The sequence below is a fragment of the Pseudohaliea rubra DSM 19751 genome, from assembly GCF_000764025.1.
GTDB classification, from domain to species: Bacteria; Pseudomonadota; Gammaproteobacteria; order Pseudomonadales; family Halieaceae; genus Pseudohaliea; species Pseudohaliea rubra.
On record NZ_KN234766.1, the window covers coordinates 1 to 25535 of the forward strand.

Annotated in this window: 22 protein-coding genes and 1 pseudogene; 9 read left to right on the forward strand and 14 right to left on the reverse strand. The window is 67.6% G+C overall.

Translation table 11 applies throughout. The features are described 5' to 3' along the window. The 3 genes and pseudogenes from HRUBRA_RS09095 to HRUBRA_RS09105 form a co-directional block, all read right to left on the reverse strand. Positions 1 to 602 (reverse strand): annotated as a pseudogene (locus HRUBRA_RS09095) (prenyltransferase); the annotation flags it as partial. Further along, complete coding sequence (locus HRUBRA_RS09100; RefSeq protein ID WP_052094585.1) at positions 599 to 1300, reverse strand: class I SAM-dependent methyltransferase; 702 nt, start codon at positions 1298 to 1300, stop codon at positions 599 to 601. The pseudogene HRUBRA_RS09095 and the gene HRUBRA_RS09100, both read right to left, overlap by 4 nt. Then, positions 1287 to 2573, reverse strand: coding sequence for a glycosyltransferase family 4 protein (locus HRUBRA_RS09105; RefSeq protein WP_052094592.1), 1287 nt, complete (start codon positions 2571 to 2573; stop codon positions 1287 to 1289). Before HRUBRA_RS09105 ends, HRUBRA_RS09100 begins: the two co-directional genes overlap by 14 nt. A gap of 336 nt (positions 2574 to 2909) precedes the next feature. Here HRUBRA_RS09105 and rfbA point away from each other — a divergent pair, with 336 nt between their 5' ends. Next, a complete protein-coding gene (gene rfbA, locus HRUBRA_RS09110; protein ID WP_035516486.1) occupies positions 2910 to 3821 on the forward strand; it encodes a glucose-1-phosphate thymidylyltransferase RfbA in 912 nt (303 codons plus the stop codon). Further along, positions 3811 to 4359: a dTDP-4-dehydrorhamnose 3,5-epimerase gene (gene rfbC / locus HRUBRA_RS09115; protein ID WP_035516488.1), complete on the forward strand. Its 549-nt coding sequence runs from the start codon at positions 3811 to 3813 to the stop codon at positions 4357 to 4359. The genes rfbA and rfbC overlap by 11 nt, the downstream gene beginning before the upstream one ends. 134 nt (positions 4360 to 4493) lie before the next feature. Here the strand turns inward: rfbC and rfbB are convergent, their stop codons facing one another. Genes rfbB through HRUBRA_RS09145 form a run of 6 tightly spaced genes read right to left on the reverse strand, consistent with a single transcriptional unit; the run spans position 4494 to position 12884 of the window. Beyond that, entirely contained in the window at positions 4494 to 5558 is a 1065-nt protein-coding gene (gene rfbB / locus HRUBRA_RS09120; protein WP_035516490.1) for a dTDP-glucose 4,6-dehydratase, read from the reverse strand. Beyond that, the gene (gene rfbD, locus HRUBRA_RS09125; RefSeq protein ID WP_035516491.1) at positions 5555 to 6433 is read right to left on the reverse strand and encodes a dTDP-4-dehydrorhamnose reductase; all 879 of its coding nucleotides are present in this window, start codon (positions 6431 to 6433) and stop codon (positions 5555 to 5557) included. Before rfbD ends, rfbB begins: the two co-directional genes overlap by 4 nt. Further along, the gene (locus HRUBRA_RS09130) at positions 6430 to 7290 is read right to left on the reverse strand and encodes an alpha/beta hydrolase (RefSeq protein WP_144244435.1); all 861 of its coding nucleotides are present in this window, start codon (positions 7288 to 7290) and stop codon (positions 6430 to 6432) included. The genes rfbD and HRUBRA_RS09130 overlap by 4 nt, the downstream gene beginning before the upstream one ends. Next, on the reverse strand, positions 7269 to 8195 hold the full coding sequence (locus tag HRUBRA_RS09135; protein ID WP_035516492.1) for a branched-chain amino acid transaminase: 927 nt from the start codon (positions 8193 to 8195) through the stop codon (positions 7269 to 7271). The genes HRUBRA_RS09130 and HRUBRA_RS09135 overlap by 22 nt, the downstream gene beginning before the upstream one ends. Continuing rightward, positions 8182 to 11106, reverse strand: coding sequence for a bifunctional [glutamate--ammonia ligase]-adenylyl-L-tyrosine phosphorylase/[glutamate--ammonia-ligase] adenylyltransferase (glnE, locus tag HRUBRA_RS09140; RefSeq protein ID WP_236629830.1), 2925 nt, complete (start codon positions 11104 to 11106; stop codon positions 8182 to 8184). Before glnE ends, HRUBRA_RS09135 begins: the two co-directional genes overlap by 14 nt. Before the next feature lie 2 nt (positions 11107 to 11108). Next, complete coding sequence (locus tag HRUBRA_RS09145) at positions 11109 to 12884, reverse strand: type IV pilus assembly ATPase TfpB (RefSeq protein WP_035516495.1); 1776 nt, start codon at positions 12882 to 12884, stop codon at positions 11109 to 11111. A 143-nt stretch (positions 12885 to 13027) separates the two neighbouring features. On the opposite strand from HRUBRA_RS09145, the gene HRUBRA_RS09150 reads away from it, so the two are divergent. The 3 genes from HRUBRA_RS09150 (at position 13028) to argA (ending at position 16424) form a co-directional block, all read left to right on the forward strand. Then, on the forward strand, positions 13028 to 13708 hold the full coding sequence (locus tag HRUBRA_RS09150; protein WP_052094587.1) for a DUF47 family protein: 681 nt from the start codon (positions 13028 to 13030) through the stop codon (positions 13706 to 13708). 23 nt (positions 13709 to 13731) lie between these two features. Beyond that, a complete protein-coding gene (locus tag HRUBRA_RS09155) occupies positions 13732 to 15009 on the forward strand; it encodes an inorganic phosphate transporter (protein WP_035516497.1) in 1278 nt (425 codons plus the stop codon). 98 nt (positions 15010 to 15107) lie between these two features. Next, on the forward strand, positions 15108 to 16424 hold the full coding sequence (gene argA / locus HRUBRA_RS09160) for an amino-acid N-acetyltransferase (RefSeq protein WP_035516498.1): 1317 nt from the start codon (positions 15108 to 15110) through the stop codon (positions 16422 to 16424). Positions 16425 to 16500: 76 nt separating this feature from the next. Here argA and HRUBRA_RS09165 read toward each other — a convergent pair whose 3' ends face one another. Genes HRUBRA_RS09165 through HRUBRA_RS09175 form a run of 3 tightly spaced genes read right to left on the reverse strand, consistent with a single transcriptional unit; the run spans position 16501 to position 18748 of the window. Further along, a complete protein-coding gene (locus HRUBRA_RS09165) occupies positions 16501 to 17319 on the reverse strand; it encodes a DUF6279 family lipoprotein (RefSeq protein ID WP_052094588.1) in 819 nt (272 codons plus the stop codon). A 17-nt stretch (positions 17320 to 17336) separates the two neighbouring features. Beyond that, a complete protein-coding gene (locus HRUBRA_RS09170) occupies positions 17337 to 17789 on the reverse strand; it encodes a VOC family protein (protein ID WP_236629831.1) in 453 nt (150 codons plus the stop codon). Further along, the gene (locus HRUBRA_RS09175) at positions 17786 to 18748 is read right to left on the reverse strand and encodes a pyridoxal-phosphate dependent enzyme (protein ID WP_035516500.1); all 963 of its coding nucleotides are present in this window, start codon (positions 18746 to 18748) and stop codon (positions 17786 to 17788) included. Before HRUBRA_RS09175 ends, HRUBRA_RS09170 begins: the two co-directional genes overlap by 4 nt. 136 nt (positions 18749 to 18884) lie before the next feature. Here HRUBRA_RS09175 and HRUBRA_RS09180 point away from each other — a divergent pair, with 136 nt between their 5' ends. After that, a complete protein-coding gene (locus HRUBRA_RS09180; protein WP_035516502.1) occupies positions 18885 to 20234 on the forward strand; it encodes an alanine/glycine:cation symporter family protein in 1350 nt (449 codons plus the stop codon). 22 nt (positions 20235 to 20256) lie between these two features. Here HRUBRA_RS09180 and leuA read toward each other — a convergent pair whose 3' ends face one another. Next, a complete protein-coding gene (leuA, locus tag HRUBRA_RS09185) occupies positions 20257 to 21954 on the reverse strand; it encodes a 2-isopropylmalate synthase (RefSeq protein ID WP_035516504.1) in 1698 nt (565 codons plus the stop codon). 303 nt (positions 21955 to 22257) lie between these two features. Here leuA and HRUBRA_RS09190 point away from each other — a divergent pair, with 303 nt between their 5' ends. The 3 genes from HRUBRA_RS09190 to HRUBRA_RS09200 all read left to right on the forward strand — a co-directional run bounded on the left by HRUBRA_RS09190 (position 22258) and on the right by HRUBRA_RS09200 (position 24695). Beyond that, complete coding sequence (locus HRUBRA_RS09190; protein WP_035516507.1) at positions 22258 to 22734, forward strand: Lrp/AsnC family transcriptional regulator; 477 nt, start codon at positions 22258 to 22260, stop codon at positions 22732 to 22734. Between the two features lie 88 nt (positions 22735 to 22822). Then, positions 22823 to 24037: a multidrug effflux MFS transporter gene (locus HRUBRA_RS09195; protein WP_052094593.1), complete on the forward strand. Its 1215-nt coding sequence runs from the start codon at positions 22823 to 22825 to the stop codon at positions 24035 to 24037. A 40-nt stretch (positions 24038 to 24077) separates the two neighbouring features. Further along, positions 24078 to 24695: an NADPH-dependent FMN reductase gene (locus tag HRUBRA_RS09200; protein WP_035516508.1), complete on the forward strand. Its 618-nt coding sequence runs from the start codon at positions 24078 to 24080 to the stop codon at positions 24693 to 24695. A gap of 37 nt (positions 24696 to 24732) precedes the next feature. Here the strand turns inward: HRUBRA_RS09200 and HRUBRA_RS09205 are convergent, their stop codons facing one another. Further along, a complete protein-coding gene (locus tag HRUBRA_RS09205; RefSeq protein ID WP_035516509.1) occupies positions 24733 to 25416 on the reverse strand; it encodes a thiol:disulfide interchange protein DsbA/DsbL in 684 nt (227 codons plus the stop codon). Between the last annotated feature and the right edge of the window lie 119 nt (positions 25417 to 25535).

Sequence of the window (25535 nt, forward strand, 5' to 3'; positions counted from 1 at the left end):
GGGCGACGGCGCAGGGCGTCGCCGAGCCGTGCCCGCGCCTGCAGCCAGGCCGGCCGGGGCCGGCCGAGGGTCGCGGCGATATTGGTCGCACACTCAAGGCTCTTGAAGATCGAGCTGCAGCCGGTAACGAGCGCATCGCCCTTCGGCCGCCCGTCGCCGTCCACCGCCCAGTCGATCTCACCGTGCTCCGACTGCAGCGAGAGCACAAAGGCCATGGCCCGCTCCACCATGGGCCAGTAGCGCAGCAGAAAATCGCCGTCGCCGGTCACCAGGTAGTGGTGCCACACACCGGTGGCCGCGTAGGCGACGAAGTTGCTTTCCCTGCGCTCCAGGTTGTCCGGCAGGTCGCCGCGGTAGGCGGCCCACCAGCTGCCGTCCTCGAGCTGCCGCGCCGCCAGCCAGGCATAGGCGCGCTCGGCGGCGGCGATCTCGCCACCGATAGCCAGGCCCATGGTCGCCTCCACGTGGTCCCAGGGATCCGTGTAGTTGCCCGGAAACCAGGGGATCTCGCCACTGTCGCACTGACTGTCGAGGATGAACTGTACGGTCGGCCGCAAAAGCTCCCGGGGGAAGAGGCCGGGGCTCAGGTAGGGCCCGCTCACGGGGCCACCTCGCGGCGGAAGTAGAGCACGACGCTCTTACCGAGGAACGGGTCCAGCAGGCGCTCGAGGCGCCGCGTGAGCCAGGGAGCCCGGAGCATGTCCCAGACCAGCAGCCGGTGCCAGGCGCGCACCAGCCAACTGCGCTCACGGCGCTCCCAGAAAAGACACTGCAGCCACCAGTAGGGCGCGTGCAGCGCGTGCGCGCCGTGGCGGTAATAGCAGCGGTAGCCGACGCTGGCGATCTCACGCTCCAGCAGCTCGCGCCGGAAGATGCGCAGGTGGCCCCCGGGCACCTGGTGGTAGGCGCGACTCAGGCGCCAGCACAGGCGCTCGGGCCAGGCCCGCGGCACACTCACGCAGAGCAGCCCGTCGGGGCGCAGCACCCGGGTCGCCTCGGCGAGGGCAGCGCGGTAGTCCGGGATATGTTCGAGCACCTCGCTCATGATCACGGCGTCGAAGACGCCATCGGCAAAGGGTAGCGTGAGCGCGTCGGCGGCGACCACCGCCGCGGGCACCGGCGGCGGCAGCTCGGCGAGGCGCTGGCGGGCCGTAGCCAGGTCACCCGGGGACAGGTCCACACCGACGGTCTCGAAGCCCGCGAAGGCGGCACCGTGCACGTGTCGGCCCTCGCCGCAGCCCAGGTCGAGCACGCGAGCGCCGGTCGGCAGCGCCAGAAAGCTGAAATCAACGGTCTGCACGGGCAAGCACGCGGCGGTAGTAGGCCACCATGGCACTGGCACAGACCGACCAGCTGAAGTTGTCCACGATGCGTCGCCGGCCGGCGACGCCGAGAGCCTCGCGGCGAGCCGGGTCTTCGAGGAGGTCACGCAGGGCCGCAGCCAGCGCCCCGGCATCACCCCGGGGCACGGTGACACCGGCGTCGCCGACGATTTCCGGCAGCGCGCCGCCGTCCGTGGCCACCACCGGCACGCCGCAGGCCATGGCCTCCCCCGCGGGGAGGCCAAAGCCCTCGTAGAGCGATGGCACCACGGCGATGGTCGCCTCGGCATAGCGCTGCACCAGGGTTTCAGTGCTGATGCCGCTCTCGAAGCGCACCCGGTCGGCAAGGCCCAGGCGCTCGATGAGCTGCTCGGTCCTGCCGCCGGGCTGCGGCCGCCCGATGACCAGCAGCTCGAGGCCCGGGTCTTCCCGGGAAAGCTCCGCGTAGGCGAGGAGAAGATAGCGCAGGCCCTTCAGCGGGGCATCGGCGGAAGCGGTTGCCATCAGTCGCCGCGGCTGCCGCTGCACCTCCGGCCTGGGCCGGAAGACGGCGGTGTCGATGCCGTTATAGACCAGATCGACCCTTCCCGGGTCGATGCCGAAGTCCGCACCGATATCGCGCCGGGAGCACTCGGAGACAGTCACAATGTGGTCAAGACCCCGGGCTACCCGCTTCTGCATGCACAGAAAGCTGTGCCAGCGGCGGATAAGCAGCTGCTCGCCGGGACCGCGGGCCGCGGCCAGCGCCAGGCGCAGGTCATGCGTGATGGGGTGGTGAATCGTGCTGACCAGGGGAATACCAAGACGCTGCAGCGCGAGCATACCGTAGGACAGGCTCTGGTTGTCGTGCACGAGGTCGTAGCGGTCCCGGTGCCGGCGCAGGTACTTCAGGGCCCGGCGGCCGAAGGTATAGGGCTCGGCAAAGCCGCCGGTAAGCTTGCCGGTCCACTCCAGCAGGTCGGTCAGGGAGGCCAGGTGGCGCGGCCGCAGGCAACCGAGGCCGTTCTCGAACAGGTCGAGGCTGGGCAGCTTGATGAGCGGCACGCGGGGGTCAAGATGGGGGTAGGGCGGCCCGGAAATCACGTCGACCCGATGTCCGGCGTCCACCAGGGCTTTACTCAGGTACTTGAGATAGATGCCCTGGCCACCGCCGTAGGGTTGGCTCCGGTAACCAAGGAGGGCGATACGCAGCGGCCGGTCGAGAGCCGCCGAGACCCCCGGCGAGGGCGGTACCGGTCCCGCCGCCGGCATGCCCTCGCGAAGCAGGGTCAGGTTATTGTCGAACTGTGCGATGTCGGCGTCCCCCGATCGGTGCCGGCCCCGTATGCACACCGCTCCCGGCGCCTCACAGGGCACGCGATGGAGGTGGGGTCGGGCGGGCGAACTCTGCTGCCGGAAAGTTGCCAATGTTAACAATGGCGCCGGGGAAATACACCCGCCGCGACGGTGCAGCTTCCCGGGGGTAAGGCGTCTCGGCGCGAGGAAGACCCTCCCAAAGAAGGGCCTGCCAGTGTGACACCGTGCCGGGGCGACAGAGCAGCAGTGCCGTCGCTATACTTACCCGTCCCAGGGACGGAACCGCGAGCCATGGCGACAGCGCAGACCAACTACCGGGGTATCATCCTCGCCGGCGGCAGTGGCACCCGCCTGCATCCGCTCACGAGCACCGTGAGCAAGCAGCTCATGCCCGTCTACGACAAGCCCATGATCTACTACCCGCTGGCCACGCTCATGGCGGCGGGTATCCGCGACATCCTGGTGATTACCACCCCGCGGGACCAACGCGCTTTCACCGACCTCCTCGGCGACGGCAGCCAGTGGGGCATCAGCCTCCAGTACACGGTGCAGCCGAGCCCGGACGGCCTCGCCCAGGCCTTCATCCTCGGCCGCGAGTTCATCGGCAGCGCGCCGGTGGCCCTCGTGCTCGGCGACAACATCTTCTACGGCCACGGCTTTACCGACTCGCTGCGCAGCGCCGCCGCCCGGGAGCACGGCGCCTCGGTCTTCGCCTACTACGTGCAGGACCCGGAGCGCTACGGCGTAGTCACCTTCGACGAAGCCGGCGTCGCCATCGATATCGAGGAGAAACCCGCCCAACCGCGCTCGAGCTACGCCGTCACCGGCCTTTACTTTTACGACAACGATGTGGTCGACATCGCCGCGGGGATCCGTCCCTCCGCCCGCGGCGAACTCGAGATTACCGATGTCAACCGCGCCTACCTGGCCCGCGGTGACCTGCGCGTGGAAGTTATGGGCCGCGGCACCGCCTGGCTGGACACGGGCACGCACAATTCGCTTCTCGATGCGGCCAACTTCATCCGCGTGGTAGAGGAGCGTCAGGGACTGAAGATAGCCTGTCCGGAGGAAATCGCCTTCCGCATGGGCTATATCGATGCGGCCCGCCTTGAGGCCCTCGCCGCCCCACTCGAAAAAAGCGGCTACGGCCTCTATCTGCAGCGCTTGCTCCAGGGCGACATGGCGGTCTTCGATGGACTTTGAAGCAACGGCAATCCCCGGCGTCTATCTGCTCAAGCCGGCGGTCTTCGGCGACGGCCGGGGGTTCTTTCTCGAGAGCTGGAATGCGGCAACCTTCCGCGATGCGGGCTTCGACCTGACTTTTGTGCAGGACAATCACAGCCGCTCGGCCCGGGGCACGCTGCGCGGCCTGCACTACCAGACGGAGCACACCCAGGGAAAGCTAGTGCGGGTGACCAGCGGCCGGGTCTTCGACGTAGCGGTGGATCTGCGCCGGGACAGCCCGACCCTGGGCCAGTGGGTCGGGGCCGAGCTGGGCGACCACAACCACCATATGCTCTGGGTACCGCCGGGCTTCGCGCACGGTTTCTATGTGCTCTCCGACAGCGCCGACTTTCTCTACAAGTGCACGGACCGCTACCACCCGGAGTCCGAAGTCACTCTGGCCTGGGATGATCCTGCGGTAGGCATCGACTGGCCGCTCCTCGGTGACGAAGCGCCGCGCCTGTCCGAGAAAGATCGACACGGCCTGGCGTTTGCCGAGGCGCCGCTGCTGGGCTGAACCAGCGCAGCTGCGCTAGACTTTTCTTCTGGATCATCGCAGTTTCCCGGAGCGGCTGCTGGAGGGTGCCCCCACAAAGCGTGAAATGGGGAGCGACTGAGAGAAGACTCCCGCCCTCGCCCCGGCCGTCAGCATCAATCCGGCAGCAGCGGCCGCCACCAGTCCTCGCGGGCGAGGTACCAGTCGATGGTGCGCGCAAGGCCGCTCTCGAACGTCTCCTGCGGCGCATAGCCCAGTTCCCGCTCGGCCCGGCCTGCATCGATGGCGTAGCGCCAGTCGTGCCCGGCGCGGTCCGTGACGAAGCTCACCAGCTCGCGGGCGCTGGCGCCGCGGGCCGGCGGCGCGTCCAGGAAGCGCCGGGCGAGTTCGCCGTCGTGCGCGAAGCGGGCATCGAGCTGATCGCAAAGCAGGTGAACGATGTCGAGGTTGGCCCACTCGTTATTGCCGCCGATATTGTAGCTCTCGCCCACGGCGCCGCGCTCGAGCACGCCCTCGATGCCCCGGCAGTGGTCCTCCACGTAGAGCCAGTCGCGGATGTTGCTGCCGTCACCGTAGACCGGCAGCGGCAGGCCCCGGAGGATGTTGGTCAGGCAGAGGGGGATGAGTTTTTCCGGGAAATGGTAGGGCCCGTAATTGTTCGAGCAGTTGCTGGTGGTCACCTGCAGGCCATAGGTGTGGTGGGCTGCGCGCACGAGATGATCCGCCGACGCCTTGCTCGCGGCATAGGGTGAGTTCGGTGCGTAGGGGGTGTCCTCGCAGAAGGCCGGGTCATCGGGGCCGAGGGTGCCGTAGACTTCGTCCGTCGACACGTGGTGGAAGCGATGCGGCCGGCCGCTCCCGGCCAGCCACGCAGCCCGGGCCGCCTCCAGCAGGCTATGGGTGCCCAGCACGTTGCTACGCACGAAGGCGTCGGGCCCGCTGATGGAGCGGTCCACATGGCTCTCGGCGGCAAAGTGGACGATGGTGTCCACCGCGTGCTCGCGCAGGCAGCGGGCGACGGCCTCGCGGTCGCAGATATCTGCCTCGACGAAATGGAAACGCTCGTCGTCCTCCCGGCTGGCGAGGCTGGCGCGATTGCCGGCGTAGGTCAGGGCGTCGTAGACCACCACCCGGTCCGCCGGGTGGTGGTCCAGCCAGTAGTGAACAAAGTTGGCACCGATAAAGCCGGCACCGCCGGTGGCCAGTAGCGTTCGGCTCATACCCCGTGCTCCTTGAAATCCTGCAACATCAGGCGCAGCTGACGCCGCCAGTGCACCCCCTCCATGGCCAGGTCGCGCCAGCAGGCGCTCTTGTCCAGGACGCTGTAAGCCGGCCGGCGGGCCGGCGTCGGGTAGGCCGCCGTGGGCACCGGCAGAATCCGCGGAACCCGCGCCAGGAGTCCCAGGGTCTCGGCCTCCTCTCCGATGGCGACGGCAAAGTCGTACCAGCTGGCCACGCCGGCATCACTGAAATGGTAGGTGCCGACCAGCGCCGGACGCCCGGCGAAGGACCAGAGGGCCCGGGCGAGGCCCCGGGCCCAGGTAGGCGTACCCACCTGGTCTGCTACCACCGTAAGCTCCTCGCGCTCCGCCATGAGCCGGAGCATGGTCTTTACAAAATTGCCGCCGTGCCGCGAGTACACCCAGCCCGTGCGCAGCACCAGGACATCGGGCTGGGCCGTGCGCACGGCATCTTCGCCGGCGAGCTTGCTGCGGCCGTAGGCACCGAGCGGCGCCGGCGCGGCGTCCGGCGCATAAGGGCTGGACGCGCGGCCGTCAAAGACGAAATCCGTAGACACATGCAGAAGCCGGATCCCGCGCTCGGCGCAGGCGGCGGCGAGCAGGCCCGGCGCTGTCGCGTTGCTGGCATCGGCCTGCGCGGGCTCGGCCTCAGCACGGTCGACGGCGGTATAGGCGGCGGCGTTGATCACAGCCTGCGGTTTGTATGCATCAAGGGCGCAACCGATAGCCGCCGGGTCCCTGAGGTCCAGCGCCCGGCGATCGAGAGCGACGCAAGGGGGCGATAACGGCGCACAGTGGGCCAGCTCGCGACCGAGCTGACCCCCGGCCCCGGTAACCAGAACGCCTCCGCTCACGGCGGGCAGCGGGCCCGGAGCCAGTCGTAGAGGTCCGCCAGGACCGTCTCCCGCTCGGGCTCGTTGAAGATTTCGTGGTACAGCCCCGGATAGAGGCGCAGCGTCTTGTCCTCGGCGCCGACGCCGGCGACGAAAGCCTCCGAGCCGGCCGGGGCCGTCATCACATCGGCATCGCCATGCATAACCAGCAGCGGCAGGCGGAGCTCGCCGCGGCGGGCCGCCACCTCGCCCATGGCGGAAAAAAGTTCTACCACGAAGCGGGCCGTGAACTTGCCCGTATGCACCAGCGGATCGGCCCGGTAAGCGGCGACGACGGCAGGATCGCGGCTGATCTCGCTGGCATCGAGCTGCAGTACGCCAAGGGTCGGAAACAGGGCCGCAAGCAGGCGGTTTATCCAGATCGCTGGCGCCGAGGGCGGTTCGGCAACAGCGAGCGCGGCACCGGAAAGCACCGCACCGGTGAAACGGTCCTGGCGGTCCAGCAGATAGCGCGCCGCAATCAGGCCGCCCATGCTGTGGCCGACCAGGAAGCAGGGCGCATCGGGGTAGGTCTCGCCAATGCGATCGCGAAGGGTGTCGAGGGGCACAAAGAAATCACTGAAACGGTCGATGTGCGCCCGGTGCCCCGGAGATTCGCCGTGACCGCGATGATCGGGCGCGAAGACCGCGATGCCGCGGTCCTTCAGCCACGCGGCAACGGCATCGTAACGGCCGCTGTGCTCGCCGGCGCCGTGGGCGAGCAGAACCACCGCCACCGGCGCCGCCACCGACCAGTGACGGAAGAAAGTGCCATCGCTGAGGCGTTCTTCCCCCGCGGCTGCCAGCCCCGGTTCGCTCACGCCACCGGGGTCAGCCATGCGGCATTCTCCGGCCGCTTGCCGCGCACCGCGTCGAAATACATGGTCTGGAGCTTTTCCGTCACCGGGCCGCGGCAGCCTTCGCCGATCTGCCGGCCATCGAGAGAGCGGATGGGCACGACTTCCGCGGCCGTGCCGGTAAAGAAGGCCTCGTCGGCGATATACACCTCGTCCCGGGTGATGCGGCGCTCCTCGATGGTATAACCGAGCTCTGCCGCCAGGGCGAAGACCGTGGCCCGGGTAATGCCATCGAGGCAGGAGGTCAGGTCCGGCGTATAAATGCGCTCACCGCGGACGAGGAAGACGTTCTCACCGCTGCCCTCGGCCACGTAGCCCTCATTATCGAGCAACAGGGCCTCCTCGGCGCCGGAGTCGATGGCTTCGCGCAGGGCGAGCATGGAGTTGATGTAGTTGCCGCAAGCCTTGGCCTTGCACATGGTGATGTTGACATGGTGCCGCGTGAAGGATGAGGTGCGCACCTTGATGCCGCGCTCCCGGGCCTCCGGATCCATGTAGGAGGGCCACTCCCAGGATGCGATCATCACGTGCGTCTCAAGGTTGTCGGCGCGCAGGCCCATGGCTTCGGAGCCGTAAAAGCACAGTGGCCGCAGGTAGGCCTCCTCGAGGCCGTTCTCGCGCACCACTGCGCGCTGCGCCTCGTTGATGGTCTGGCGATCGAAGGGCATCTTCATGCCGAGGATCTTCGCCGAGTTGAAGAGGCGGTTGGTATGCTCCTCGAGGCGGAAAATGCAGGTACCCCGGTCCGGCGTCCGGTAGGCGCGCACGCCTTCGAAAACACCGAGGCCGTAGTGCAGAGTATGGGTGAGCACGTGTACCTTCGCATCACGCCAGGGGACCATTTCCCCGTCCATCCAGATCAACCCGTCGCGGTCAGCGAATGTCATGCCCTGCTCCTGCCTCTGTCTTCTTGTCCAGGCCCGCGGGCTCTATGCCCGCGAACAGTGTCTGCCACTGGGCCAGCACCGCATCCCGGTGCTGCCGCACGTCGCCATCGAGGGGCACAACCCCGTCGGCCTGCTGCAGCGCCAGGCGATGCGAGGCGGAGCGGAAGGCGATGTAGGCCGCGATCAGATCCGCGGCTACCGCTTCGGGGAAACGCCCCTCCCGGCCGAGGGTCTCGAGGATTCGGATATTATCGGACCAGCGGGTGAGTTCCGGTTCATCGTGCGACCAGGCGAGCACCGCGTATTGCACCATAAATTCAATATCGACGATACCGCCGGGGCTCTGCTTGAGATGGAACGACGCCTCGGCGAGCTTTCGCGGCAGCAGGTGCTCGCGCATGCGGTTGCGCATCGCCACTACCTCCCCGGCAAGTGCTGCCCGATCCCGGGGCCGGGCAAGGATAGCGCAGCGCAGCACGTCTACGGCCTCGGCCACCTGCGGGTCGCCGGCCACGGGGCGGGCACGCACCAGCGCCTGGTGCTCCCAGGTCCAGGCATCCTCCCGCTGGTAGCCGGCAAAGGCTGCGAGGCTGCTGACCAGCAGCCCGGACGCCCCGGAGGGCCGCAGCCGCAAATCCACCTCGTAGAGCTGGCCCAGAGCTGTGCGGGTCTCCAGGATATGAATGATTTTCTGCCCCAGGCGCGTATAAAAGACGCTGTTGTCGATGCTGCGCTCGCCATCGGTCAGCCCGCGGGGCTCGGCGTCCCAGAGAAACACCAGGTCCAGGTCCGAGGCATAGCCGAGCTCGATGCCACCAAGCTTGCCGTAGGCGCAGATCGCAAAGCCGCTACCCTCGCCCGACCGGGCCGGAGTGCCATAGCGCGTCACCAGGGAGGCCCAGGCAACCCGGAGCACCTGCTCAAGCACGACCTCCGCAATGAAGGTGAGCTTGTCGCTGACCTTCATGAGCGGCAGCCGCCCAAGGCGCTCACTTGCCGCCACGCGAAGCACGTGGGCAGCCTTGAAGTAGCGCAGCGCGTCCATCTGCGCCTCGAGGTCATCCAGCGGCAGACGGTCCACCTGTTGCGCCAGCTCTTCCCGAAGCCGCGACCGGTCCGGCGCGCGGTAGAGACTGGAGCGGTCGAGGAGCTCGTCGAGGAGCACCGGGTGCGCCGCCAGCAGCTCCGCGACCCAGGGGCTGGCCTCGCAGAGGGCGACCAGCTCCGCCAGGGCCGGCGGGTTTTCCGTGAGGAGGACGAGGTAGGCGCTGCGCCTGAGCACTGCCCGGACCAGCGGGAGGATGCGCCGCAGGGCCAGGTCCGGTGCCTCGACCTCGGCACAGGCCTCCAGCAGCAGCGGCATGAAGTGCTCGAGACGCTCCCGCCCCTCGGACTGCAGCCCGCGCAGGCGGCTGCCGTCCTGCAGCTCTGCGAGGAGCCCGAGGGTCGCCTCTTGCTCGCGGTAACCCAAACCGGCGAGGGTAACTGCATCGACGGCGCCGAAGGCGACGCCGGCAAGGGGCGCTGCCGGCGCATCGGCCGGCGGGGCGATGAGCTCGTCAAAGTGATGCGCCACGCGGTCGCGCTGCGTCTGGAGCTGCTGCCGGTAGTCATCCCAGCCGGCGCAACCCATCACCAGAGCCAGGGCAGCCCGGGCGTGCGGGTCCCTCGGCAGCTCCTGGGTCTGGCGGTCGTTATAGCCCTGGATCGCATGCTCGCTGTCGCGCAGGAAACGGTAGGCCTCGACGAGCTCCCCGACCACCGTCGACGGCAGGATGCCGAGGGCCGCGCAGCTGTCGAGCACCGGCAGCAGCTCGCGCTGCTGCAGCGCGCGGTCTCGGCCCCCGCGGATGAGCTGGAGGCACTGGGCGACGAACTCTACCTCGCGGATGCCGCCGCGGCCGAGCTTGACGTTGTCCTGAAGGCCCCGGCGGGCGACTTCCGTGGCGATCATCGCCTTCATGGCGCGCAGGCTCTCGATAACCCCGAAGTCCACATAGCGACGGAAAACAAAGGGGCGCAGGGTGCGCATGAGCTCCTCGCAGCGGGCCGGGTCACCGGTCAGCGGCCGCGCCTTGATGAGCGCGTAGCGCTCCCAGTCCCGTCCCTGGTCCTGATAGTAGGCCTCCAGGGCCGCGAAGTTGTGAGCCAGCGGCCCGCTCTCGCCGTAGGGGCGCAGACGCATATCGACCCGGAACACGAAGCCTTCCGCGGTCACCGGGTCGAGGGCGGCGATGAGGGCCCGACCGAGGCGGGTAAAGAACTCCTCGTTGCTGATGGGCTTGCGCTCGCCATCGGTCTCACCGCCCTCCGGGTAAGCGAAAACGAGATCGATGTCCGAGGACAGATTGAGCTCGCGGGCCCCGAGCTTGCCCATGGCAAGGACGATAAGCGCCTGCGGCTCGCCGGAGCGGCGACCGATCGGGCGGCCGAAGCGGCCCTCCAGCTGCGTCTGGCAGGCGGCGAGGGCATGGCGGATACAGGCTTCGGCGAGCAGCGAGGTATCACGGACGGTCTCCGCCGTCGCGGCGAGGCGATTGAAGTCCCGCCAGAGAATGCGCAGCATCGCGCGCTGGCGGAAGCGGCGCAGGACCACCGGCAGTTCCGCTTCCGGCTCGGCGAGCTCAGCAGCAAGGGCATGATCCCAGGCCTCCTCGGGAAGACGCTGCCACAGCTCGCCGCTCGCCGCGAGCTCCGCCAGCAGCACCGGGCGCCGCGCCAGCGTAGCGGCCGCCCAGGGACTCGTTGCGAGGACGCGGACAAGCTCGCCGCAGCGCCCGGCGTCATCGCCGAAGGCGGCGCGGGCAGCGCCATCGCTGTCGGCCTCGCAAAGCGCCTCCCAGGCGCGCCGCGCCCGATCCACAAGCTCCGGCGGCAGGGACGCGAGGAGCAGGTCCACTGGCGGGGACACTGTCAGCGCTCGACCGCCGGGGCCACGCGCATGACCTCCTCCATGGTGGTTTCCCCCCGGGCGACCCGGGCGGCGCCCGACATGCGCAGGGACTGCATGCCCTCCTCCAGAGCCACGTGGCGGATCTTGCTGCTATCGAGGCGCGCAGTGACCAGGTGCTGAAGCGCCGGGGTCATGACCAGGACCTCGTAGATGCCCCGGCGGCCCAGGTAGCCGGTTTCCCGGCAGCGCTTGCAGCCCACGGGACGGGCGATGGTCTCGGGCAGGGGCAGCTCCCGGGGCGCCGTAAGCTCGCGCCAGGCCTCCGGGTCCGGCGCCGCCGGCGCCTTGCAGTCCGGGCAGAGCATGCGCACCAGGCGCTGGGACATGATGCCTCGGACCGTCGCGCGGATCAGGTAGGCAGGCACCCCGAGCTCGAGCAGCCTCGACAGGGAAGAGGGAGAGTCGTTGGTGTGCAGCGTCGACAGCACCAGATGGCCCGTGAGCGCCGCCTGCACGGCCATCTCCGCCGTCTCGAGATCGCGGATCTCACCGACCATGATGATGTCCGGATCCTGGCGCAGGAGCGTGCGCACCCCGGTGGAGAAGTCGAGGTCGATGCCGTGATTGACCTGCATCTGGTTAAAGGCCGGCTCCACCATCTCGATCGGGTCCTCGATGGTGCATACGTTCACCTCATCGGTGGCGAGCTGGCGCAGCGTGGAATAAAGGGTCGTGGTCTTGCCCGACCCGGTGGGCCCGGTCACCAGGACGATGCCGTTGCCGCTGTCGGTCATGGCGTGCCAGCGGGCAAGGTCTTCATCCGCCAGGCCCAGCTCCTCGAAGCTTTTTTGCAGCACCTCCGGGTCGAAGATACGCATGACGAGCTTCTCGCCGAAGGCCGTGGGCAGCGTGGACAGACGCAGCTCGATCTCGCCGCCCGCGGGGCTGCGGGTCTTGAGGCGTCCGTCCTGGGGCCGGCGCTTCTCGGCCACGTCCATGCGGCCGAGGATCTTGATGCGGCTGGTCATGGCGGCACAGACCGGCGTCGGCAGCTCATAAACCGTATGCAGCACCCCGTCAATGCGGAAGCGCACATGGCCCTGCTCCCGCCGCGGCTCTACGTGGATATCGCTGGCGCGCTGCTCGAAGGCGTACTGCAGCAGCCAGTCGACGATGCTGACCACGTGCTGGTCGTTGGCATCGAGCTCCTTCATGCTGCCAAGCTCGAGCATCTGCTCCAGGTTGGTCACACCGCTGCCCGAGGGAGCGGTGCCCTGGGCGCCGGCCCCGCGTACGGAGCGGGCCATGGTGTAGAACTCCCGGCTGTAGCGCTGGATGGCCCGCGGGTCTGCGAGCACACAGCGCACGGGCCTGCGGGCGACGTGCTCGAGGTTGTCCTGCCAGTCCCGGCGCCAGGGCTCGGCGCTGGCCACCACTACTTCGTCCGGGTGTACCTCGACGGCGAGGATCCGGTGCCGCTCGGCAAAGGCCCGGGACATTACTTCAGCGACCTCGCCAACGTTGATCTTCAGCGGATCGATCTCATAGACCTGCTGTCCGGCGCGTTCGCCCAGCCAGGCCAGCAGCGCCGGCATATCGAGGATCTGCCCGGGGCGGGCGGCGTCCGGCAGTTTCTGCTCGGCGAGGAAAACCAGAGGGTGTACAGAGCCGATGTTGACCCCGGCCAGGCGCCGGCAGTCGGCTGCAGAAAGCCGGTCATCGCGGTGCAGGTCCGCAACCACCTGCTCGAGGCGCAGGGGCGGATCGCCCTGGGGATGTGCTTCCTGGCGGCTCATAAACGGTCTCTTGCGCGCATCGCGACCCACGGCCGGGATGCTAACACAGGCTGCGGAAACGCTCGCAAAACTGTCATCTTGCCACGCAAGACAAGCGCCACCGACTTGCCTATACTCGCCCCGGATTTGAACGGAGCACGCCCATGGCCGTCGGCAGCCCGCTCGGCAAACTCTTCGGCACCTCGCCGATCAAGCCCCTGCAGCACCACATGCAGCTGGTCTACCGGTCGGCGGAGCTGCTGTGTCGCCTGGTGGAGGCGGCCCTCGACGGCAACCGGTCGCGCATGGACGCCCTGTCTCTGGAGCTCGAGGCGTCGGCCCGGGAGGCTCAGGCCGTAGCCACGGAGCTGCGCCGGCACCTGCCCCGGGGCCTGTTCCTCGCCATGCCGCGGCCCGATCTCCTGCAGCTCCTCAGCGCCCAGCAGCAACTCGCCGACGACGCCCGCCGCACCGCCCGCAGCCTCCTGTTCCGCCCCCTGGCCATACCCGGGGCGGCGCGCAAAACCCTGAGCAGCCTGCTCAAGCGCAGCGAGGGGCTGGCGGCGCTGGTGCTCGAGACGATCGAGAGCACCGACGAGCTCCTTGAAACCGGCTTCGCCGGCGCCGAGGCCCGGCGCGTCGAGCGACAGCTCGACAGTCTCCACCGCCGCGTGCAGCAGAGCGACCGGCAGGCCGACAAGCTGCGCGAGCAGCTGCTGCGCAGCGAGGCAGAGCTCAGCCCCGTGGACAACAGCTTCAATTACCAGCTGGTTGATGCCCTGGACGCCCTCGCCGCCCTCAATGGCGAAATCGGCGAGCGGCTGCGTCTGCTCCTGGCCCACTAGCGACCCGACCCCAGGACCTGACCGTGGAAATCATTGCCCAGTACGGGACCGAGCTTCTTATTCTTGCCTGCATCGCGGGCTTCTTCATGGCCTGGGGCATCGGCGCCAACGACGTCGCCAATGCCATGGGCACGTCCGTCGGCTCCCGGGCCCTGACAATCCGCCAGGCCATTCTCATCGCCATCGTGTTCGAATTCCTCGGCGCCTACCTCGCCGGCGGCGAGGTCACGGCGACCATCCGCAAAGGGATCATCGACCCGACGCTCCTCGTCGATACCCCGGAGCTGCTGGTCTACGGCATGATGTCGGCACTCTTCGCCGCCGGCACCTGGCTGCTGGTGGCGAGCGTGCGCGGCTGGCCGGTGTCTACCACCCACTCCATCGTCGGCGCCATTGTCGGCTTTGCCGCCGTCGGCATCTCCATGGAGGCGGTGTCCTGGGGCAAAGTCGGCACCATCGTCGCGAGCTGGGTCGTCTCGCCGGTGCTCGCCGGGGGCATCGCCTTCGGCCTGTTCATGAGCGTAAAACTGCTGATCCTCGATACGGAAAATCCCTTCGAGCGCGCCAAGCGCTATATCCCGCTATACATGTGGGCCGTGGGCTTCATGATCTCCATGGTCACACTGCTCAAGGGCCTCAAGCATCTCGGCCTGGCCATGGACTTCGGCCTCGGCTCGAAGTTTGCCAACGCCCTGCCCATCTCCGCCGCCATCGGGTTGCTTGTGGCCGGCTTCGGCGCACTCCTGCTCCGCCGCATCCGCTATGTCGAGAACGCCGATGACCGCTTCGCCAGCGTCGAACGGGTATTCGCCGTACTGATGATCTTCACCGCCTGCTCCATGGCCTTCGCCCATGGCTCCAACGATGTGGCCAATGCCGTAGGTCCCCTGGCCGCTGTCGCCAGCACCATCAAGACCGGCGGCATGATCGGCAGCAAGGCGCCGATGGCGGCGTGGATCCTGCTGGTCGGCGCGATCGGCATCGTCATCGGCCTTGCCACCTACGGCTGGAAGGTCATCATGACCGTCGGCCGGCGCATCACCGAGCTGACCCCCTCCCGGGGCTTTGCCGCGGAGCTCGCCGCCGCGTCCACGGTGGTTGTCGCCTCTGCCACGGGCCTGCCCGTGTCGACTACCCATACCCTGGTCGGCGCTGTGCTCGGCGTTGGCCTCGCCCGCGGCATCGCAGCCATCGACCTGCGCGTGATCGGCTCTATTTTCCTGTCCTGGATCATCACGCTCCCGGCCGGGGCGATCCTCGCCATCATCTATTTCTTCATCCTGCGCAGCATTTTCGGCTGACCCGTCGCCGGAAGCGCACCGATGAGCGCCCCGGGACAGGACACCGGCCCTGGTTTTTGGGTACGCTCACAGCACCAGTGACCGCAGGACAGCGAGCAGTGAACAGCGACGACCGCCGTGGCGAACCGGGCAGCTTCGCCTGGTTCCGGAACACCGCGCCCTATATCAACGCCCACCGGGGGCGCCGCTTCGTGCTCATGCTCGACGGCGAAATCGCCGCCAGCGGCGCCCTTGCGCCGCTCATCCACGATATTGCCCTCCTGGCCAGCCTCGGCGTGCACCTGGTACTCGTCCACGGCAGCCGTCCGCAGATCGACGCGCGGCTGGCGGGGGCCGGCCAGCAGTGCGCCTTCCACCGGGGCCTGCGCATCACCGATGCGGCCGCCATGGTGCACGTGCGCGACGCCGCCGGCGCCCTGCGGGTGGAAATCGAGGCTCTGCTCTCCATGGGGCTGCCCAATTCACCGATGCAGGGCGCCAACCTGCGCATCGTCAGTGGCAACTTCGTAACCGCGCGCCCCATCGGGGTACTCGACGGCATAGACCACCAGCTCACGGGGCGGGTCCGGGGCATCGACCAGGACGGCATTCTCGCCCAGCTCGACGCCGGCTCCATCGTGCTGCTCTCGCCCCTGGGCTATTCGCCGACGGGGGAAGCCTTCAACCTGCCCCTGGAAGACGTAGCGGTGCAGGCTGCCGTGGCTATCGGTGCCCACAAGCTCGTGCTCTTCGGCAGCGCCGACGGCGTGCGCGATGGCGAGGGCCGCCTCATCCGTCAATGCGCCGTGGACGAGATCGCGGCGCTCGCGCCCACCGCGCCGGAGCAGGCGCGGCTGCTGGAGACCGCCGGGCGCGCCTGCCGCCAGGGTGTGCCGCGCTGCCACGTGATCAGCTACCGGGCCGGTGCGGCACTGCTCGAGGAGTTGTTCACCCACGACGGCTGCGGCACCCTGGTCACCCGTCGTCCCTACGAGCAGGCGCGGCAGGCGCAGATCGATGACGTCGGGGGCATCATCGAGCTGATTGAGCCCCTCGAGGCCGAGGGCGTGCTGCTGAAGCGGTCCCGGGAGCTGCTCGAAGCAGAGATCGACCGCTTTCGTCTTCTCGAGCGCGACGGACGCATTATTGCCTGCGCCGCGCTCTATCCCTTCCCACAGGACCGCTGCGGCGAACTCGCCTGCATCGTCTCGCACCCGGACTACCGAGGCGCCAGCCGCGGCCAGCGCCTGCTCGAGGAGTTGGAGATGGAGGCTCGCGCCCAGGGCCTCACACGCGTCTTCGTACTTACCACGCAGACCGCACACTGGTTCCTCGAGCAGGGATTCGTCGAGGGCAGCCGGGGCGAGCTGCCGGCGGCGCGGCGGGACCTCTACAACCTGCAGCGCAACTCCAAGGTCTTCTTCAAGACGCTGTAACCGACCCTGCAGGCGCGGGGGCGCGCCTCCCACCGGGCACGACGCGCTTTGGGAGCGGCGAACCCTGCCGAGAGGCCTACCGGGGCACCATGAGCTTTTCGAGGTCCCGCGCCAGAGCAGCGAGCTCGCGCTGGAGCCGGGCCTGCTGGCGCTCGCTGCGGCTCGCGAGCACGTCGGTGACCGCGTCCAGTAGCACGGCGCTGTTGTGATTGGTGCCGGCGATGTAGTCTTCGGACCCCCACTGTTCCCAGTCATGCACCGATGCGCGCAGCCGGTCCTGCCAGCCGGGCTCCCGGCTGAGGATCTCCTCGAGCCGGTCCACCCAGGCAGCGCGTACTGCCAGCCAGGCGCCATCGATGCGCCTGAGCTCTGCCACCGCGGCCTGCAGGCGCGCCTCCTGCCCGGCGTCGAGGCGGCCGAGGTAATCGCCAAGGTTGTCCTCCAGGCGCTCCAGGGCATCTTCGCGGTAGGCGTCGTCGGTGCGCGGCAGGTACTCGGCCTCGTACTCGGCCTGCCGCTCCCGGAGCTCGGCAAGGAACGTCTCCAGCTGGCTCTCCGACAGACTCTCGCCGAGGCCGATAAGCGCTTCGAGGGCCTGATCGCGCAGCCGATACCAGGCGGCTTCGAAAGCAGCCAGGAGTCCCGCCAGATCCGCCAGCGCCGGGTCGCGGCGGGCCAGCGCCTGCGCCTCGTCGACCAGCACCGCGTAGCGCGGAAGCTCCTCGCTGCGGTGCCAGGCAAGGACCGGGTCGAGGAGCGCTCCCAGGCGGGCCTCCTGATCCCGGTCGAGGGGCACATAGCCCTCAATGTACCAGGGCACGAGAAAGTCGAGACGGTTGTAGAAAAACACCCTTGCACTGCAGGCAGAGAGCAGCAGCGCCACCAGCAGCAGCACAGCGAGACGGACGGGCCTCAGGGGTAGTCGAGGCCGTCGGTCGCGAACAGCATCTCGGGATTGCGAAAGCACTTGAATTCCAGATAGTTACCGGCCGGATCGCGAACAAAACAGGTGCGCTGCTCTCCGCGCCGGCCGGCGAAGCGGGTCTTCGGCGCAATAGCAAAGGCCACCCCGTGAGCATCGAGGCGCTCGAGGAGCGCATCCCAGTCCTCCCAGGACAAAACGAGACCGAAATGGGCGGCGGGTACGGCCTCGCCATCCACGGGATTGGTGGCCACGGTCGCCATGGCCTCCCGGTCGACCAGGTGAACCACCAGCTGGTGGCCGCCGAAATCGTAATCAGTCCAGTGCGCCGAGGTGCGACCCCGGCGGCAACCGAGGACGTCGCCATAAAAGGCGGCGGCGGCCTCGAGGTCATCCACCGGCAAGGCGAGATGGAAAAGGCCGCTGCCCACCGGGCCGCTCACCAGGGCAGCCGGTCGAGGTCGACGTTGCCGCCGGAGACCACAATGGCGCAGCGCCGCCCCCGGAAGCGCTCACCGTGCTCCAGCACGCCGGCGAAAGGTACGGCACCGGAGGGCTCCACGACGGCCTTCATGCGAGTCCACTGCAGGCGCATGGCATCGACGATGGCCTCCTCGGAAACGGTCACAATGGTATCGACAAAGCGCTGGATGAGCGCGAAGTTGCGCACCCCCAGGCCGGTGCGCAGACCGTCGGCAATAGTCTGCGGACTCGTCTGTGGCTGCAGTTCGCCAAGGCCGAAGGAGCGGAAGGCATCGTCGGCACCGGCCGGCTCGACGCCGATCACCTCGATCGACGGTCTCAGGGCCTTCGCGGCCACGGCGATACCGGCCAGCAGGCCACCGCCGCCAACCGGGGCTGCGATGACAGCGAGGTCCGGTACGGCGCGAAGCAGTTCCAGCGCCACCGTGCCCTGGCCGGCGATCACCCGCTCATCGTCGTAGGGGTGCACCACATGGGCGCCATGCGCCGCGACGACCTCGGCCAGGGTTTCTTCCCGGGCAGTGAGGGTCGGTGCGCAGTCGACGATAGTCGCACCGTAGCCCGCCACCGCCGCGCGCTTCACCGCCGGCGCGTTCTCAGGCATCACGATCCACGCCGGGATGCCTCGCCGCGCCGCCGCAAGGGCGAGGGCAGCGCCATGGTTACCCGAAGAGTGCGTGGCCACGCCGCGGATGGCTTCCGCTTCCGGCAGGCCGAGTACGGCGTTGCTCGCGCCGCGGGCCTTGAAGGCGCCGGTGCGCTGCAGGTGCTCGCCCTTGAAAAACAGGCTCGCCCCGGTGTGAGCATCGAGAAGACGACTGGTAAGCACGGGCGTCTCGTGCACGGCTCCGGCAATGCGGGCGTGGGCGGCCTCGATAGCGGCAAGGGTGACGGTAGGGGGCTGCTGGTCGGCGGTCATCGGTCTCGGGGGCTGCCTCGGGGGGCTCATTGTTGCGTGATTGGGCCCCTGTCACAACGTCTCGCCGCAACGGCCGCCGCAGACCGCTTTGCGATCCAGCCCCGTGCTAAGCTGCGGCCTTTTGCCCGGGAGCCCCATGGAGACCCTTGAAGCCCTCTCCCTTACTTTCGTCAATGCCGTCTGGAGCACGCCGCTGGTCCTGCTGCTCCTCGGCGGCGGTCTGTTCTTCGCCATCTACTCCCGTGGCATGCCCTACCGGCACCTTGGCCACGCCTTTGGCATCATGCTCGGCCGCTATGACCAGCCCGACGAACAGGGTGAACTGAGCCACGGCCAGGCGCTGGCGGCAGCGCTCTCGGGCACCATGGGCCTCGGCAACATCTCCGGGGTGGCTCTGGCGATTTCTGCCGGGGGCCCCGGAGCGGTGTTCTGGATGTGGGTGTCGGCGACCGTGGGTATCGCCACCAAGTTTTTCACCTGCAGCCTCGGCGTTATGTACCGCGGCCACGACGACCTGGGCAGGCTCCAGGGCGGGCCCATGTACATCATCCGCGAGGCCCTGCCGCGCCGCTATTACCCGCTGGCCATCCTGTTTTCCGTCGCCGGCCTCATCGGCACGCTGCCGATCTTCCAGGCCAACCAGCTCACCGCCCTGGTACGGGAGAACTTCCTTCCCGCCGGAGCCGCCCCGGGCTATTTCAACCTGATCGTCGGTTGCCTCATCGCGGCTCTGGTGGCGGCGGTGATCTTCGGCGGCCTGCGCCGGGTAGCGGCCGTGGCGGTGGCGCTGCTGCCGACCATGGTAATCATCTATCTCGCCATGACCCTCCTGGTACTCGGGCTCCACGCCGAGCAGGTGCCGGGGCTCTTCGCCCGCATCGTGGGCGAGGCCTTCCAGCCCACCGCCGTCACTGGCGGCCTGCTCGGGGTGATTCTCATCGGCATCAGCCGCGGCGCTTTTTCCAACGAAGCCGGCGTGGGCACAGAGGTGATGGCCCACGGCGCGGCAAAGACCAACGAGCCGGTACGCGAGGGCCTCGTGGCCATGCTCGGGCCCGTGGCGGACACGCTCATCGTCTGCACCTGCACAGCACTGGTGGTGCTGCTGGCGGGAGACTGGCAGGGATCGGAAGGGCTGTCGGGCATTACGCTCACCGCCGGCGCGTTCCGCAACGAGCTCGGTATTCCCGGCGCGGTGCTCCTGGGCGTGGTCACATTGATTCTGAGCACGACAACCATGTTCACCTGCTGGTACTACGGGGCAAAGTGCTTCGGCTTTCTTTTCGGGGCAAACATCCAGCATCACTTCCGCTGGTTCTACGTGATCGCGGTCGTTTTCGGCGCTGCGGTGAGCATTGACGTGGTGTTCAACATCATCTCGGGCTGCTACGGGCTCATGGCCATCCCGACGATGATCGTCTCCCTGCGGCTGGCGCCGCGGGTGCGGGCGGCGGCGGTGGAGTACTTCCGCCGCCACCCCTACTAGCGGGTGCTACCGGGGCCGGCGCTCAGGCCGCGGCCTCGGCGCCGGTGCCGACGGCGCGGTTGAGCGCGCCGAGGATGCCGTTCATGGATGCCTGCACGATATCGTGGCTGCGGCCCACGCCGCAGACCCGCTCGCCGTCGACGTTGAGCTGGATGTAGCACACAGCCTCGGCATCGGCGCTCTGCGACAGGGCGTGCTCGTTGTACTCCACCAGCACGATCGGCTTGCCGGTAAAACGCTCCATGGCGTCAACGAAGGCCGCGACCACACCGTTACCCGTGCCGGTGATCTGGTGGGAACGGCTGCCCTCGCTGAGCACGACGGTCAGCTGGTCCACCTGGTCGGCGCGGCTCAACTGGTAATCGCCCAGGGACCAGCGGCCGTCGGGTGCGAGGTAGGTGCGCTGGAAGAGGTCGTGGATTGCGGACGACTGAACCTCCGATTCCTGCTCCTCGGCATAGGCCTGCACGGCAGCGCTGAAGTCAATCTGCAGCCAGCGCGGCAAGTCATAACCGTGGTCGCGCTCGAGCACGTAGGCCACGCCCCCTTTACCGGACTGGCTGTTGATGCGGATCACCTCCTGGTAGGAGCGACCGAGGTCCGCGGGGTCGATGGGCAGATAGGCCACTTCCCAGGGCTCGGCAGCGTCGCGGCGGGCCAGGCACTTCTTGATGGCGTCCTGGTGGCTGCCGGAGAAAGCCGTGAACACCAGCTCGCCGGCGTAGGGGTGCCGCGGATGCACCGGCAGCCGGGTGCAGGTCTTCACGGTCTCGATGATCTCGTCCATGTGGCCGAGCTGAAGCTCCGGGTCCACGCCCTGGCTGTAGAGGTTCATGGCCATGGTCACGATGTCCATGTTGCCTGTGCGCTCGCCGTTGCCCATGAGCGTGCCCTCGACCCGGTCGGCGCCGGCGAGGATGCCGAGCTCACCGGCGGCGACGGCGCAGCCGCGGTCATTGTGCGTATGCAGCGACACGACGAGACTGTCGCGATGCTTGACGTGACGGCAGAACCACTCGATCTGGTCTGCGTAGATGTTCGGCGTACTCATCTCCACGGTGGCGGGCAGGTTGACGATGGCCGGGTGTTCAGGCGTCGGCTGCCAGACATCCATGACCGCATCGCAGACCTCCACGGCGTACTCGATCTCCGTGCCGGTGAAGCTCTCCGGCGAGTACTCAAAGACCCATTCGGTTTCCGGGTACTTCGCCGCCTCGTCCCGCACCAGCTGCGCACCACGCACGGCGATAGCTGTGATGCCCTCGCGGTCGAGACCGAACACCTTCTCTCGCTGTACCGTGGAAGTGGAGTTGTAGACATGGACGATAGCCCGATGCACGCCCTTGAGCGCGGCAAAGGTCTTCTCGATCAGATCCGGCCGGGCCTGGGTGAGCACCTGGATGGTGACATCGTCGGGGATACGGCCTCCGTCGATAAGGTCACGAACGAAATCGTAATCGTGCTTTGACGCAGAGGGGAACCCGACCTCGATCTCCTTGAACCCGATCTTCACCAGCTGGTCCCAGAGCCGGGATTTCTGCTCGGTGGTCATGGGCTCTATCAGGGCCTGGTTGCCGTCCCGAAGATCGACGCTGCACCAGCGCGGCGCGGCGGTGAGGTGCCGGTCCGGCCACTGCCGGTCAGGCAGCGCGACGGGCACGAAGGCGCGATATTTTGTGTGGTCAAAACTGCGATGGTCGATATTGTCGAGACGGCTCATGGGTCGTCGGCTCCCCCGGGGCGAACCCGGATTCGTTCGTTGCACGTTGTAAAAACAGGGCGGCCCTGGTGCCAGCGAGGCCCGGTCCCGTTGCCCTTGTGAGGCACCGGTCCGCCCGCCGCGGGGATAGTCGCGTGCGCGCTGCCTGCCGCCAGCACCACTGGCCGAGAGCACAGTATACGGGCTGCGGCGTAGGGAATTGCTGCAAAGTCACCCCTTAAAGACCATAAATGTGAGATTATTCTCTATTTATAAATTATTTTAGGGTGTATAAAACTATTTCAGCAAAAAGCCGGAGTGACCATGGCTCGTATCGACCGCACGGACCGCCGCATCCTCGACCTCATCCAGCACAACGGCCGAATCAGCAATCTCGAGCTCGCGGACGCCGTGGGTCTGTCACCGACCCCGTGCGCGCGGCGCCTGAAGCGCCTCGAGCACAGCGGCCTGATCCGCGAGACCGTCACGCTGCTGGACCAGGATGCCCTCGGTCTCAAGCTCACTGCCTACATCGGCATCTCCATGGACAGGCACACACCGGACCGCTTCGCGGCCTTCGAGGCCGAGGTAGCCAGCTACCCGGAAGTGCTCGAGTGCTCGGTGGTCACCGGGCAGGCGGCCGATTACCTGCTCAAAGCCGTGCTGCCGGACATGCAGCACTACGAACAGTTCCTCCTCGGCCGTCTGACCCGCATTCCCGGGGTCACCGGCGTACACTCGAGCTTCGAGCTACGGCGCGTGGTCCAGCGGACCGTGCTACCTCTTGACTACATGAACTAGTCTCGCGGCACCCTGAAGCTCCCCGGCGGGCCTGCCTGCGTTGAAGAAAACGGCCCACCGCCGTGCTTTTCGTGTACGCTACCGCGCCATGTCCAGCTCCCCTGCCCACGACTCACCCCGACTGCTTGCTCTGCTCGCGGCCCTGGCGGCCCTCGGCCCGCTCTCCGTCGACATGTACCTGCCGGCGATGCCGGGAATGATGCGTGCCTTCGACACCGACATCGCACATATGCACCTGACGGCGAGCGCCTACCTGTGGGGCTTCGCTATCTTCCATCTCGCCTGCGGGCCCCTGGCCGACCGCTTCGGCCGCCGCCCGGTGCTCATCGGGGGTACACTTCTGTTCATTGTCGCGTCCCTGGGCTGCGCCCAGTCCACCGGCGTGCTCGAACTGGCGTACTACCGCTTCGTGCAGGGCATCGGTGCCTGTGTGGGCCCCACCCTGGCACGGACTATCGCCCGGGACGTCTACGGACCCACCCGCGCCGCCCGCGCCCTTTCACTGATCGCCATGCTCATGGCCCTGGCGCCGGCGGTAGCTCCAGGGCTTGGCGGCGTCATGCTGCGCTTCGTGCCCTGGCCAAGCGTGTTTCTTTTTCTGGCCGGCTACGCGGTGGTGATCGCCGTGCTGGTCTTCCGCTACCTCCCGGAAACGCTGCCGCTGCGGCAGAGCCTCCATCCGCTGGCCATCGCGCGGAACTATGGCGAACTGATCGTGCATCCTTTCTTCCTGGCCGTGAGCATTGCCGGCGCCCTCGTCTATGCCGGGCTCCTCGCCTATCTGACCGCCTCCGGCTTCGTGTTCATCGACATGCTCGGCGTGCCGTTGCCCTGGTTCGGCCTGATCTTCCTCACCTCGGTAGTCGGCTACATGTCCGGCAGCGCGCTGTCGGCCCGCCTCGCCAGCCACCACCGCTCCGAGACCGTCATGTTCGCCGGCAGCAGCATCGCCGTGGCGAGCACCGTGATCATGCTGGCGGCATACTGGCTCCTGCCGCAAAGCGTGCTTGCGCTCGTGCTCCCCATGACCCTCTATGCCCTGGCCCTCGGCCTCGTCATGCCCCATGCCATGGCCATAGCCCTGCGTCCCTTCGCCCATATCGCGGGAACCGCTTCGGCCCTGCTGGGCTTTGTGCAGATGGGCCTCGCGGCCCTGGTGACCGCCATGGTGGGCGAGCTCCTGGTGGACACGCCGCTGCCGCTGATCCTGTGTATGCTCGGTGCCTCAGCCCTCGGCCTCGTCCTCGCAAGCTGGGTGCAGTGGCGCGGAGCGCCCGTCGAGGGCCTGCCCGCCACCGACTGATATGCCATACTTTTCCGCCATTCCGTAAGGCGAGGTACCCATGAAGATCGGAATCATCAGCGGCAGCCATCGGGCTGACTCCCAAAGCGCGAAGATCGCCGGCTGGATCGAGCAGTCCCTGAGCGACCGCGGCCTCTGCGACGAGACCTGGCTCTACTCCCTGGCCGGCAATCCCCTGCCGTTCTGGGACGAAGGCGTCTTCGAGGGCTCGGATGGCTGGGAGGCGCTCATGGGACCGCTGCGGGATGCCCTGAACAGCTGCGACGCCTTCGTGGTGGTATCACCGGAGTGGCACGGCATGGTGCCGGCGGCCCTGAAGAACTTTTTCCTGCTCTGGCCGGGAAGCGGCGAGCTGGCACACAAGCCGGCACTGCTTGTCGCCGTATCGGCCTCGCAGAACGGCGCCTACCCGATCGCCGAGCTGCGTATGAGCAGCTACAAGAACAGCCGGATCTGCTACCTTCCGGAGCATTTGATCGTGCGCAAGGCCGCGCAGTGCTTCAATGCCGACCCAGCGGAAAACGACCCGGAACACCATGAATATCTGGCCGGACGCATGGTCTACTGCCTGGAGATGCTCCGGGAATACGGCCTCGCTTTTCAGCAAATCCGCGCCAGCGGCAAGGTATCGCTGGAGCACTATCCAAACGGCATGTAACCGGACGGGACGACCGTTGCCGCCCCGGGAGAGATGCTCAGGCGCCCGCGGCCGTTTCGCCGGGCGCTGCAGCAGCCTTCGCCGCGCGCTCTTTCTCGATCAGGAACGCGGCAACATCGAGCATTCCGGCCTGACTCCCCGCCATCCGGGTGCTGATACGGTACTTCCCGGCGACCATCACTTCCGGTGTGCCAGTAATCCGCGCCGCACGGGCCCGCGCGTCCGCCTGGCGGGCCAGGCTGCCCACGCCGAAGGAGTTGAAGGCCTTGCGAAAGTCGTCCCCGGCTACACCACCGTCCTTGAAGACATCGGCGATTTCACCTTCCGAACCGAGTCGCTGGCGATCCACATGAATAGCCTGGAACAGCGCCAGATGCATGAGATCGGTAACTTCAAGCACCTCCGCCGCATAGTAGGCCTTCGCCAGAAGCTCCATGGGCTTGTTCCAGATCACCGGTGACGGCACCACGACGACGTCCTCGGGCTGGGATTCTTTCCACTTGCTGACCAGCGGCTCGAAGTTATAGCAATGGCCGCAACCGTAGGAAAAGAACTCGGTCACCTCGATCTTGTCGGAGTGGCGGGTCGGAATGGCCGGGGTGATGACCTCATAATGTTCGCCCTCGACGTAGTCATCGGCGCGGGCGCTACCGCTGAAGCCCGCGGCCAGGGCAAGAGCGGCGCTCAGGAGCCCGATCAGGCTGTGCTTGACTGTAAGCATGGCTGTCTCCGTGTACATCATCGCTGGTAAGACCGCAACGGGCGCCGCGGGTTCACGATCGCGCTACCTTCGCTGTCGGCAAAGCATACTGCAAACAAAAAAAGGGCGGCCGAAGCCAC

Coding starts and splice junctions, on each gene's coding strand:
- HRUBRA_RS09190 (WP_035516507.1), top strand. CDS start 22,258: ATGGCTCGTATCGACCGCACGGACCGCCGCATCCTCGACCTCATCCAG.
- rfbB (WP_035516490.1), bottom strand. CDS start 5,558: ATGAGCCGAACGCTACTGGCCACCGGCGGTGCCGGCTTTATCGGTGCC.
- HRUBRA_RS09135 (WP_035516492.1), bottom strand. CDS start 8,195: ATGACATTCGCTGACCGCGACGGGTTGATCTGGATGGACGGGGAAATG.
- HRUBRA_RS09205 (WP_035516509.1), bottom strand. CDS start 25,416: ATGCTTACAGTCAAGCACAGCCTGATCGGGCTCCTGAGCGCCGCTCTT.
- leuA (WP_035516504.1), bottom strand. CDS start 21,954: ATGAGCCGTCTCGACAATATCGACCATCGCAGTTTTGACCACACAAAA.
- HRUBRA_RS09105 (WP_052094592.1), bottom strand. CDS start 2,573: ATGCCGGCGGCGGGACCGGTACCGCCCTCGCCGGGGGTCTCGGCGGCT.
- HRUBRA_RS09150 (WP_052094587.1), top strand. CDS start 13,028: ATGGCCGTCGGCAGCCCGCTCGGCAAACTCTTCGGCACCTCGCCGATC.
- HRUBRA_RS09200 (WP_035516508.1), top strand. CDS start 24,078: ATGAAGATCGGAATCATCAGCGGCAGCCATCGGGCTGACTCCCAAAGC.
- rfbC (WP_035516488.1), top strand. CDS start 3,811: ATGGACTTTGAAGCAACGGCAATCCCCGGCGTCTATCTGCTCAAGCCG.
- HRUBRA_RS09175 (WP_035516500.1), bottom strand. CDS start 18,748: ATGACCGCCGACCAGCAGCCCCCTACCGTCACCCTTGCCGCTATCGAG.
- HRUBRA_RS09145 (WP_035516495.1), bottom strand. CDS start 12,884: ATGAGCCGCCAGGAAGCACATCCCCAGGGCGATCCGCCCCTGCGCCTC.
- HRUBRA_RS09195 (WP_052094593.1), top strand. CDS start 22,823: ATGTCCAGCTCCCCTGCCCACGACTCACCCCGACTGCTTGCTCTGCTC.
- HRUBRA_RS09130 (WP_144244435.1), bottom strand. CDS start 7,290: ATGGCTGACCCCGGTGGCGTGAGCGAACCGGGGCTGGCAGCCGCGGGG.
- HRUBRA_RS09180 (WP_035516502.1), top strand. CDS start 18,885: ATGGAGACCCTTGAAGCCCTCTCCCTTACTTTCGTCAATGCCGTCTGG.
- rfbA (WP_035516486.1), top strand. CDS start 2,910: ATGGCGACAGCGCAGACCAACTACCGGGGTATCATCCTCGCCGGCGGC.